General features: G+C 48.5%; 7 protein-coding genes and 1 pseudogene. 5 read left to right on the top strand and 3 right to left on the bottom strand.

Translation table 11 applies throughout. The annotated features are described in order from the left end of the window. Positions 1-72: 72 nt before the first annotated feature. Positions 73-1,308, top strand: a pseudogene (locus OGY18_RS09835) (phospholipase D family protein); the annotation flags it as partial. A gap of 19 nt (positions 1,309-1,327) precedes the next feature. Here OGY18_RS09835 and mdoC read toward each other — a convergent pair. Next, a complete protein-coding gene (gene mdoC / locus OGY18_RS09830; protein WP_063941873.1) occupies positions 1,328-2,488 on the bottom strand; it encodes a glucans biosynthesis protein MdoC in 1,161 nt (386 codons plus the stop codon). A gap of 271 nt (positions 2,489-2,759) precedes the next feature. Here mdoC and mdoG point away from each other — a divergent pair, with 271 nt between their 5' ends. The 3 genes from mdoG (at position 2,760) to OGY18_RS09815 (ending at position 7,120) form a co-directional block, all read left to right on the top strand. Continuing rightward, positions 2,760-4,295, top strand: coding sequence for a glucans biosynthesis protein MdoG (gene mdoG, locus OGY18_RS09825; RefSeq protein ID WP_103014639.1), 1,536 nt, complete (start codon positions 2,760-2,762; stop codon positions 4,293-4,295). Then, complete coding sequence (mdoH, locus tag OGY18_RS09820; RefSeq protein WP_149281717.1) at positions 4,288-6,816, top strand: glucans biosynthesis glucosyltransferase MdoH; 2,529 nt, start codon at positions 4,288-4,290, stop codon at positions 6,814-6,816. Before mdoG ends, mdoH begins: the two co-directional genes overlap by 8 nt. Positions 6,817-6,892: 76 nt before the next feature. After that, positions 6,893-7,120, top strand: coding sequence for a YceK/YidQ family lipoprotein (locus OGY18_RS09815; RefSeq protein WP_003832117.1), 228 nt, complete (start codon positions 6,893-6,895; stop codon positions 7,118-7,120). Here OGY18_RS09815 and OGY18_RS09810 read toward each other — a convergent pair whose 3' ends face one another. Continuing rightward, positions 7,121-7,498 carry a MysB family protein gene (locus tag OGY18_RS09810; protein ID WP_126319843.1) on the bottom strand — a complete coding sequence of 126 codons (378 nt, stop codon included), beginning with the start codon at positions 7,496-7,498 and terminating at the stop codon, positions 7,121-7,123. Between the two features lie 691 nt (positions 7,499-8,189). On the opposite strand from OGY18_RS09810, the gene OGY18_RS09805 reads away from it, so the two are divergent. After that, the gene (locus tag OGY18_RS09805) at positions 8,190-9,521 is read left to right on the top strand and encodes a sensor domain-containing diguanylate cyclase (RefSeq protein ID WP_286552853.1); all 1,332 of its coding nucleotides are present in this window, start codon (positions 8,190-8,192) and stop codon (positions 9,519-9,521) included. A gap of 64 nt (positions 9,522-9,585) precedes the next feature. Here the strand turns inward: OGY18_RS09805 and mdtG are convergent, their stop codons facing one another. After that, a complete protein-coding gene (gene mdtG, locus OGY18_RS09800; RefSeq protein ID WP_148362134.1) occupies positions 9,586-10,806 on the bottom strand; it encodes a multidrug efflux MFS transporter MdtG in 1,221 nt (406 codons plus the stop codon). Positions 10,807-10,938 lie beyond the last annotated feature (132 nt).

Raw genomic sequence — 10,938 nt, 5'->3', positions numbered from 1 at the left:
GACGCCGGATAGATTCAAGCAAGCCAACTTGTCGTCAAAATCGGTGTTGCAAAAACGGGAGTGACCATAGATTCCGTTTTGCTGACCGCAGCGAAGCGGGGCGTCCGGGTGCGTTTGTTGCTGGATGATAACAACACGCCAGGTCTGGATGACACGCTGCGTTTGCTGGACAATCACCCTAATATTGAAGTTCGCCTGTTTAATCCCTTTTCCTTTCGCATCCTGCGTGCCCTGGGCTATTTAACCGATTTTGCCCGGTTGAATCGGCGTATGCACAACAAAAGTTATACCGCTGACGGCGTCGTAACTCTTGTGGGGGGGCGAAATATAGGCGATGCCTATTTTGGCGCAGGCGAACAACCACTGTTTTCCGATCTGGACGTTATGGCTATTGGGCCGGTTGTCCAGGATGTTGCAGACGACTTTGAGCGTTACTGGCACTGCCGCTCGGTTTCAACATTGCAAAACGTACTTGAGGTGGCTGAACCAGCTTCTACGCAAAAAATCGAACTTCCTGAATCCTGGTATAATGATGACATCACGCGTCGCTATCTACATAAGCTGGAAACCAGCCAGTTTGTGACCCATCTCGATCAGAGGTCGCTGCCGCTAATTTGGGCGAAAACGCGCTTACTGAGTGATGATCCTGCAAAAGGAGAGGGGAAAGCGCCGCGCCACTCACTATTACCGCAGCGTTTGTTTGACGTGATGGGATCTCCCACCGAGCGTATTGATATTATTTCCGCCTACTTTGTACCCACTCGCGCCGGTGTGGCGCAGCTCCTGAGACTGGTGAGAAAAGGCGTTAAGATCGCAATTTTAACTAATTCTCTGGCGGCGAATGATGTTGCAGTCGTTCACGCGGGCTATGCGCGTTGGCGAAAAAAACTCCTGCGCTACGGCGTGGAGTTATACGAGCTCAAACCGACCCGCGATCGCGTTTCAGCAGTACACGACCGGGGATTAACCGGTAATTCAGGCTCCAGCCTGCATGCGAAAACCTTCAGTATTGACGGTCGTAAAGTGTTTATCGGCTCGCTTAATTTTGATCCCCGTTCAACGCTACTCAATACGGAAATGGGGTTTGTGATTGAGAGTGAAGTACTGGCTGAGTTGATTCATAAACGTTTTATGCAAAGTCAGCGTGATATGGCCTGGCAACTACGTCTTGACCGTTGGGGCAGAATTAACTGGGTTGATCGGCTTTCTGGCAGCGAACAGGTACTGAAAAAAGAACCCGCTACAGGATTCTGGAAGCGGGTTCTGGTGAGGCTTGCATCCGTGTTGCCCATTGAATGGCTGCTCTGAACCATTCAATGCAAGAAAACTAACCGGCAACCGCCTTGTTTTTATCCTGCTTAATCGGCGGTTTACCCGAAAAGAGAAACTTCAGCACCGGGATCCGTAAATGGATTTCGTACAGTATGACCGCAATTCCAACCACAAAAAGAAGGCCGCAGAGAAAACCCAGCAGATTCGACTTGATGTGCGGTGTGATATACGCGCCAAAAAACAGCGTTAACGGGTGGTGCACCAAATAGATGAACAGCGACGCGTTGACAAAATAGGTCACGCGAGCCGACTGGAAATTCAGTAAACGGTGGCCAAGCGAAAAGACGACGTTTACCATCCATAGCCCCATGACCATGGTAATGACATATTCGGTTTCATACATCCAGGCATCGCCGTTGCCGTAACGTTGATTGAGCAGGTATGCGACAAATGCGAATGCGGCGCCTAGCGTGCAGCCGCGCGATGGCGTGGTAAACAGTGCTTTCAGATTAGGATTGATAAACGCCAGCGCGCCGAGCATAAAGAAAGGCACATAGAACAGCGTTTGCATAACGATAAAATTAAACATGCCGTCGCTGAGAATCGAAGGGTAGAGGATGAAAATCGTTCTTCTGACGACGGCATAGCCGACACCCAACAATATAAAAATCAACGTTAATTTGGTCATCGACACCCCCGATGCAGGGGTACCGTCTCCACGCGATAGTCTGTTTTTCATTTGGGTAAACACCCACATACTCAGGGTCGTTAACACCACCAGAACCAGTAAAAACCACAGATGGGAAATCAGCTCCCAGGCCAGCGCATTGTATTTGTCGTAGCCGCTGAGGGTATGCCAGCTGTCTGCTTTCCCTTTCACGTATTGCAGCATGATAAATTGCGGCAGCGTAAGCAGCGGAATCGCGGTCAGCATAGGGATCCCCACGCGTTCTACACGCACCTTCCACCAGCGCTTTAACGGATAGCGCAAAAAAAGCATGTAGGAAAAATAACCTGAAATGACAAAGAAGACCTGCATGCGAAAAGCGTGGATAAAGTCGTTAAAAAGGGTTAACCACCACGAAGGTTCTGCGCTGTTCACGTGCCAGGTGTGGGTGGAGTAGATCAATGAAATATGGAATGGGATCCCTAACAACATTAGCCAGGCACGGATGGAGTCAAGAAAATATTCACGTGGTGGTGATACAGAGCTCATAGACAGTTACGTATTCTCAGACTTTTCGTCTTATCCCTAAGACGAATAATGGTTACATTCGAGGGCAACCCTACACGAAGTCCAACAACCTGTCTCCAGGATAAGCACGCAAAGTGAAAACAGGCAGATGAACCTGCTTAAACCATGAGCCAGCGCGCGAACAATACAGGGATTCAGTTGTCGGAGTACCCGATTATCCATTAAAATGGATCGGATCAATATAAGCACACAAAGGGGGAAGTGCTTACTAATTATGAAACATAAACTACAAATGATGAAAATGCGTTGGTTGGGTGCAGCAGTCATGTTAACGCTGTACACATCATCGAGCTGGGCGTTCAGTATTGATGATGTTGCAAAACAAGCTCAATCCTTAGCCGGGAAAGGCTATGAGGCGCCAAAAAGTAACTTGCCCTCCGTTTTCCGCGACATGAAATATGCGGATTATCAACAGATCCAGTTCAATCGCGATAAAGCGTACTGGAGCAATCTCAAGACCCCATTTAAGCTCGAGTTCTACCACCAGGGTATGTACTTCGACACGCCGGTCAAAATCAACGAAGTTACCGCCACGGCGGTGAAAAGAATCAAATACAGCCCGGATTATTTTAATTTTGGCGATGTTCAGCATGATAAAGACACGGTAAAAGATCTCGGCTTCGCCGGGTTCAAAGTGCTGTATCCGATCAACAGCAAAGATAAAAACGATGAAATCGTCAGCATGCTCGGTGCCAGCTATTTTCGCGTTCTGGGCGCAGGTCAGGTCTACGGCCTGTCAGCGCGTGGCCTCGCGATTGATACCGCTCTGCCTTCTGGTGAAGAATTTCCCCGCTTCCGTGAGTTTTGGATCGAGCGTCCGAAACCGACTGATAAACGTTTAACCATTTATGCTTTGTTGGATTCTCCGCGTGCAACCGGAGCGTATCGTTTTGTCATTATTCCAGGCCGTGACACGGTCGTGGATGTTCAGTCCAAAGTTTACCTGCGCGACAAAGTGGGCAAACTGGGCGTGGCACCGTTAACCAGTATGTTCCTGTTTGGACCGAACCAGCCGTCTCCGGCGACAAACTATCGTCCGGAACTGCATGATTCTAACGGTTTGTCTATCCATGCCGGCAACGGGGAGTGGATTTGGCGTCCGCTGAATAACCCGAAACATCTCGCGGTGAGCAGCTTCGCTATGGAAAACCCGCAAGGATTCGGACTGTTGCAGCGTGGCCGTCAGTTCTCGCGTTTTGAAGATATCGACGATCGTTACGATCTGCGCCCAAGCGCCTGGATCACGCCAAAAGGTGACTGGGGTAAAGGTAAGATTGAGTTAGTTGAAATCCCAACTAACGATGAAACGAACGATAACATCGTTGCGTACTGGACGCCGGATCAACTGCCTGAAGCGGGCAAAGAGATGAACTTCAAGTACACTCTGACGTTCACGCGTGATGAAGACAAGCTTCATGCGCCGGAAAGCGCCTGGGTACAGCAGACTCGTCGTTCTACCGGTGATGTAAAACAGTCCAACCTGATTCGTCAGCCTGACGGTACCATCGCGTTTGTGGTGGACTTTACCGGCACAGATATGAAAAAGCTGCCGCAAGATACCCCGGTTACCGCACAAACCAGTATTGGCGACAACGGCGAAATCGTTGAAAGCACTGTGCGCTATAACCCGGTATCTAAAGGTTGGCGTTTGATGCTGCGCGTGAAAGTGAAAGACGTGAAGAAAACCACTGAAATGCGTGCTGCCTTGGTCAATGCCGATCAGACGCTGAGTGAAACCTGGAGCTACCAGTTACCTGCCAATGAATAAGACAACTGAGTATATTGACGCATTGCCGCTTTCGGATATCGAGAAAGCGGCACTGCCGAAAACTGACATCCGCGCCGTTCATCAGGCGCTGGATGCCGAGCATCGTACTTACTCGCGCGAAGATGATTCACCGCAGGGGTCTGTGAAAGCTCGCCTTGAGCAAGCATGGCCGGATTCTTTGGCTAAAGAGCAGTTGGTTAAGGACGATGAGGGCCGCGATCAGCTGCAGGCGATGCCAAAAGCCACGCGTACCTCTATGTTCCCCGATCCCTGGCGTACCAACCCGGTTGGCCGTTTTTGGGATCGTCTGCGTGGGCGCGATGTGACTCCGCGTTATCTTTCGCGTTTGACGAAAGAAGAACAAGAGAGCGAGCAAAAATGGCGTACCGTAGGCACCATCCGCCGCTATACGCTGTTGATTCTAACGCTGGCGCAAACGGTCGTAGCAACCTGGTATATGAAGACGATCCTCCCGTATCAGGGTTGGGCATTCATTAACCCGATAGACATGATGGGGCAGGATTTATGGGTCTCCTTTATGCAATTGCTGCCCTACATGCTCCAGACCGGCATTCTTATTTTGTTTGCTGTGCTTTTCTGTTGGGTGTCTGCGGGATTCTGGACCGCGCTGATGGGCTTCCTGCAACTGCTGATTGGGCGAGATAAGTACAGTATCTCGGCCTCAACGGTTGGGGATGAACCGCTGAATCCTGAACACCGTACTGCGCTGATTATGCCTATCTGTAACGAAGACGTTGACCGCGTATTTGCGGGACTGCGCGCTACGTGGGAATCGGTCAAAGCAACGGGCAACGCCGAACATTTCGATGTTTATATCCTGAGTGACAGCTACAACCCTGATATCTGCGTAGCAGAACAAAAAGCGTGGATGGAGCTGATTGCTGAGGTGCAGGGCGAAGGGCAGATTTTCTACCGCCGTCGTCGTCGTCGCGTGAAGCGTAAAAGCGGCAACATTGATGACTTCTGTCGTCGCTGGGGAAATCAGTACAGCTACATGGTGGTGCTGGACGCTGACTCAGTGATGAGCGGTGACTGTCTGAGCGGCCTGGTGCGTCTGATGGAAGCGAATCCGAATGCCGGGATTATCCAGTCTTCACCGAAGGCTTCCGGTATGGATACGCTGTATGCGCGCTGCCAGCAGTTTGCGACCCGTGTTTATGGACCGCTGTTTACCGCCGGGCTTCACTTCTGGCAGTTAGGGGAGTCACACTACTGGGGTCACAACGCCATTATCCGTGTGAAGCCGTTTATCGAGCACTGTGCGCTCGCGCCGTTACCGGGCGAAGGCTCGTTTGCGGGATCAATCCTCTCCCATGACTTCGTGGAAGCGGCATTGATGCGTCGTGCTGGCTGGGGTGTGTGGATTGCTTACGATCTGCCGGGCTCTTATGAAGAACTGCCGCCGAACCTGCTGGATGAACTCAAGCGTGACCGCCGCTGGTGCCACGGCAACCTGATGAACTTCCGTTTGTTCCTTGTGAAAGGGATGCACCCGGTTCACCGTGCGGTATTCCTGACCGGTGTAATGTCCTATCTGTCTGCGCCGCTTTGGTTTATGTTCCTCGCGCTCTCTACCGCATTGCAGGTGGTGCATGCGTTGACGGAGCCGCAGTACTTCCTGCAACCGCGTCAGCTGTTCCCGGTTTGGCCGCAGTGGCGTCCTGAACTGGCGATCGCGCTGTTTGCTTCAACGATGGTGCTGCTGTTCCTGCCGAAGCTGCTGAGTATTTTGCTCATCTGGTGTAAAGGGACGAAAGAGTACGGCGGGTTTATCCGCGTCACGCTGTCGCTACTGTTGGAAGTTCTGTTCTCCGTGCTGCTGGCGCCGGTGCGTATGCTGTTCCACACCGTCTTCGTCGTGAGTGCCTTCCTCGGTTGGGAAGTTGTCTGGAATTCGCCGCAGCGTGATGACGATTCGACCCCGTGGGGTGAAGCGTTTATGCGTCACGGTTCCCAGTTACTGTTGGGGCTGGTGTGGGCTGTGGGTATGGCCTGGCTCGATCTGCGTTTCCTGTTCTGGCTGGCACCGATAGTCTTCTCGCTGATCCTGTCGCCGTTTGTTTCTGTGATTTCCAGCCGTTCCACGGTGGGGTTACGTACCAAGCGCTGGAAGCTGTTCCTGATCCCGGAAGAGTATTCTCCGCCGCAGGTGCTGGTGGATACCGATACCTATCTGGTGATGAACCGTAAACGCACGCTGGACGATGGCTTTATGCATGCGGTGTTTAATCCGTCGTTTAACGCACTGGCCACGGCCATGGCGACTGCACGCCACCGCGCCAGCAACGTGCTGGAGATTGCACGCGATCGTCATGTGGAACAGGCACTGAACGAAACGCCGGAGAAACTGAATCGCGATCGCCGCCTGGTGTTGTTGAGCGATCCGGTGACCATGGCGCGTTTACATTACCGTGTCTGGAATTCACCTGATAAGTATTCTTCGTGGGTGAACTACTATCAGGGACTGACACTGAACCCGCTGGCGCTCAGGAAAAAATAAGCGTTCTGTAACGTGAAAATACCGGCCTGGTGCCGGTATTTTTTTATATTGAATAGAATGAGTCGTGAGGTAGCCGGTGCGAATTTTGGCTGTAGGAATAATGATCTTCTTCCTGAGCGGATGCGGCAGCATTATTAGTCGTACCATCCCAGGGCAAGGACACGGAAACCAATACTATCCTGGCGTGCAATGGGATGTTAGGGACTCCGCATGGCGCTACGTCACTATCCTCGATCTGCCATTTTCGCTGGTGTTTGATACGTTGCTGCTGCCGCTCGACATACATCATGGACCTTACGAGTAATTATCGCTCATCCCATTCATCGGCTGCGGTCTGCCCCTCTTCAGTATCAAGGGGAGGTTCCAGCTGGAATTCACCTTCATCCCATTCGTGAAGCGTATTTTCTTCCTGCCACTCCTGGCGGATTTCAATTTCATCATAGTCGCCATCAAAAACGCTCTGGGCCGCTTCTCCGCTCAGGATTGGAAGACATTCACCATCTACATCATCCTCGTCAGCAAAGAATTCCGCCTGCCACATAACGTCGCCATCCTGTAGCACGTATTTTTGGACGCTTAGCTGTTGAACGCTGACGTCGTCTGACTCAAGGTCAGGGTTATCAGCCAGAAACACTTCACGAGCTGCATCAATAGCCTCTTCCAACGTGGCATAAAAATTCATGTCATTCTTTGCCATATTTCTTCTCCTAAAGCGAACAATAAAGGGGATGATTCAATCTATAGACGGCGATCCGCAGAGCGTCAAACCCGTTAGCTGCATGGCTCTCTCAATCAGATGATTACTGCCTGCAATGCCTACGAGACCAAGTGAAAGTAACTCCGGTTGTTTATGAAAAAATTTACATTGGCAGATACTGAAGCCGACGTAATATCAGGAAAAAAATTCAAGAAAAAAGAGTAATGTATGTGGTTTGCAATGTAGTAATGAAAATCGAAAAATTAAAAAATGACGTTATATAAGGAAATCTTCAGGGTTAAACGTTCTTTTTTATGTGTTTTAGCGGGGGGATCCGATCGCTTATGACGCAATATTTCATAACTTAATAAAAATAAAGAAGAAAATTAATGCCCAATACGGAAGTGTCGCAGGGGCAATCAATGAAAGTGGCTAAACTTAGTGGTGTCTCTGGTAGTGACAAAGTATCTTTTGTGTATGGGGGGTGTGAATGGTGTGAGTGATACTTAAATAGTATACATAATAAAATATTATTAATGACAAAGGTTATAAATCTATAAGAAACCATTAAATAAGAAATGAATTAGTGTCATTGAATCTGTGCAGATATAATAGTTTGCAAAATCTTATGCTTTATTATATAAAATGCAAAATTAAGAAAGCCCTGAAGGTTGTTATGGATAACGGCAATTCAAATAATAGAAGGTTAATGGCTTTCTATATAATCTGTTTGGCTAGCTATGTTCTTGGTGGAGTGTGTCTTACACAATTTAAATTAACGATACAAAGTGTCCCGCAAACAGTATATCTGATTATAATTGTAGGGTTGTTCTTTTTATATGGGATAATCTTCCTGTTTATGTTATTCCAGTATCTTTGTAGAAAAGATCTCACCTGCCTTATGATATTAGGTATGGCGTTTCTTGGGAATAACATATTTTTCATCGAGACTATCTACATCGTTCAGGACTTGATTAATGATTATGCCTCAATCGAAAAAAGAACTAACGATATAGCCATATTCTATTACTTTCGGCAGATTAGTTTCATAGCTCTACTATTTGTTTCATTAAAATCTTATAAAGTATCCTCGACAGTTATTGAAACCAAAGAAAGAGAACCTTGCTATATCGTTCTGTCTTTTTTAATCATGCTTGTTATCGCGGTGGTGGCGCACGCTCTGGCCAGTTATAACCCTAATTTTACACTCGAGATCACAAGCGTAAAGCCTGATAATGTCACTGTGCACTGGCATATTGGGTACATTTATTCGCTAATTGTATCCTGGGGACTGGTCCTGTTGTATTTAATCATTAAAACCAGAACGCATAACATCTTGTGGAAAAGTATAGGGCTACTGTGTTGCTCAGCAATATTGACCAATGTACTACTTCTGAGCCTGGATGAATATAGCATGTATATTTGGTATGTTAGCCGGGGGATTGAGGTGATAAGTGCCCTGTGTATAATCTCAATACTGATGTACAACACCTTCATCATCTTAAAAAAAGAAACGGATTCAGCTATTAAAGACGCAATGACTAAAATATATAATCGTAAACTATTCTATAAGTCATTAAAATCATCATTAGCAAAAGGCGCAGTGTGTGTAATGGTTCTGGATATTGATAAATTCAAACGGATTAACGATACCTACGGTCATCAGGAAGGTGACAGAGTAATAATCAGCATTGTCGATATTATCAATAAATCAATCAGAGATACGGATATTTTTGCCAGAGTAGGCGGCGAAGAATTTGCGATCCTTCTTAAGTGTAACGATAAAGATGAGGCAATTGTTGTTGCAGAGCGAATTAGGCGAAATGTAGAGAACGGTACGACAATACCAAATTCATATGAGTTAAAAGAAAAAATGACGATAAGTATCGGTGTATATTGCAGCAAAATTGATGATGAATCAGCGGATAAAGTTTTTTCATACGCCGATGCCGCTTTGTATGAAGCCAAAAATTCTGGCAGAAATAAGGTGTGTTACTATTATCATTAAGGTTGAAATATACGCCGTGTAAGATAAATTTATTATTCCGAACCGGCGAATACAAATACACAAATCATCCCACGACCTCTGTACTCCGACGACGGCGCAGGCTATTCCACGAGTACAGGGCGTTAAATAGTACGACGCCCGCGGTCACACAGAAAACGGCTCGAAAACCGTAGTTTGCGGATATCGCTGCCCCCATTAGAGGTCCTGTTACGTTACCGATATCGCGAAATGATTGGTTATAACTGAAAATACGTCCAGCTATTTGATTGGTCGAGTTGTAAACCAGCAGCGTTTGTACCGCCGGGAGCAGAGCGCCGTCGGCCGCACCCAATAAAAAGCGCAGAACACCAAGCTGCCAGGGCGTATGGACAAATGACATTGGAATAAGCAGTAACACAGAAACGATCAACGCGACGATCAGGATCTTCTCCGGGCCAATTCGATCGCCTAATTTGCCAAGTTTCGGGGCGCTGATTAATGCCGCAACGCCGGGGACAGAGGCTATCATCCCACTGATAAACGCAATATTGCTGACGTTGCCAGCCAACTCTCGAACGTACAGTGTCAGTATTGGCGCGATAGAACCGGTGGCTACCTGAATGATCAAAGTGGTGATAAACAGGCTCAGCACCAGTTTGGGGTTCTTTAAAGAGGCCACGACTTCACGAATGTGCAGCATTTCCTTCTTGCTCACCGGCTGGAAATGTTCGCGGATAAAAAATAGCGTCAGGATGAAGCAGACCAGCAGCACGCTGGCGGTGATGAAAAATACAGGGCGTAGTCCGTACTGATCCGCGAGGAGGCCGCCAGCTAGCGGCCCGAGCAGTGCGCCACTAACGCCACCGGTTGAAAGCGTTCCCAGTGCCCAGCCGCTTTTATTGCGTGGAACCTGGGTGGCGATCAGTGCATTCGCATTGGGGATGAATCCACCAAGCAGCCCTAACAAGGCGCGCAGGATTAAGAACTGCCAGATATTTTGCGCCAGTCCCATCAGCAGCATCACAATTGCCATGCCCAACGCGGAACGCAGCAGCATGATTTTTCGTCCTTTTCGATCGGCAAGGCCACCCCAGAAAGGAGAGGCAATGGCTGAAAAGAGAAAGGTGATGCTGAAGACCAGGCCCGACCACATATTCAGGGCGCTATGACCCGTGACGCCGAGACTCTCGACGTAAAGAGGCAAAAAGGGCATGACCAGGCTAAATGCTGCTCCGGTTAAAAAACAACCTAACCAGGCAACGGTGAGGTTGCGTTTCCAGTTTATGGGGGCATCTGAGGGTGACATAGCGTTCCGCAGTGTGATGCGCTGTTTGCGCTATCGATTGAATATAAGTAAGCAGGCTAATTATGCGCCTGGTTGATAGTTGCTGCAATGCGGATAGCAGTTAAACCTAAAACGGGGTGGGAGGGTGTTGCA

It is taken from the genome of Citrobacter sp. Cpo142 (assembly GCF_030332425.1).
Lineage (GTDB): Bacteria > Pseudomonadota > Gammaproteobacteria > Enterobacterales > Enterobacteriaceae > Citrobacter > Citrobacter portucalensis.
Note: the sequence above shows the minus strand (reverse complement) of the source record. Positions and strands in the feature narration are given on the sequence as shown.

Bases quoted from the DNA above. Each gene is read 5' to 3' on its own strand.
- mdoC (WP_063941873.1), bottom strand. From the start codon at position 2,488: ATGAGCTCTGTATCACCACCACGTGAATATTTTCTTGACTCCATCCGT.
- mdoG (WP_103014639.1), top strand. From the start codon at position 2,760: ATGATGAAAATGCGTTGGTTGGGTGCAGCAGTCATGTTAACGCTGTAC.
- mdoH (WP_149281717.1), top strand. From the start codon at position 4,288: ATGAATAAGACAACTGAGTATATTGACGCATTGCCGCTTTCGGATATC.
- OGY18_RS09810 (WP_126319843.1), bottom strand. From the start codon at position 7,498: ATGAATTTTTATGCCACGTTGGAAGAGGCTATTGATGCAGCTCGTGAA.
- OGY18_RS09805 (WP_286552853.1), top strand. From the start codon at position 8,190: ATGGATAACGGCAATTCAAATAATAGAAGGTTAATGGCTTTCTATATA.
- mdtG (WP_148362134.1), bottom strand. From the start codon at position 10,806: ATGTCACCCTCAGATGCCCCCATAAACTGGAAACGCAACCTCACCGTT.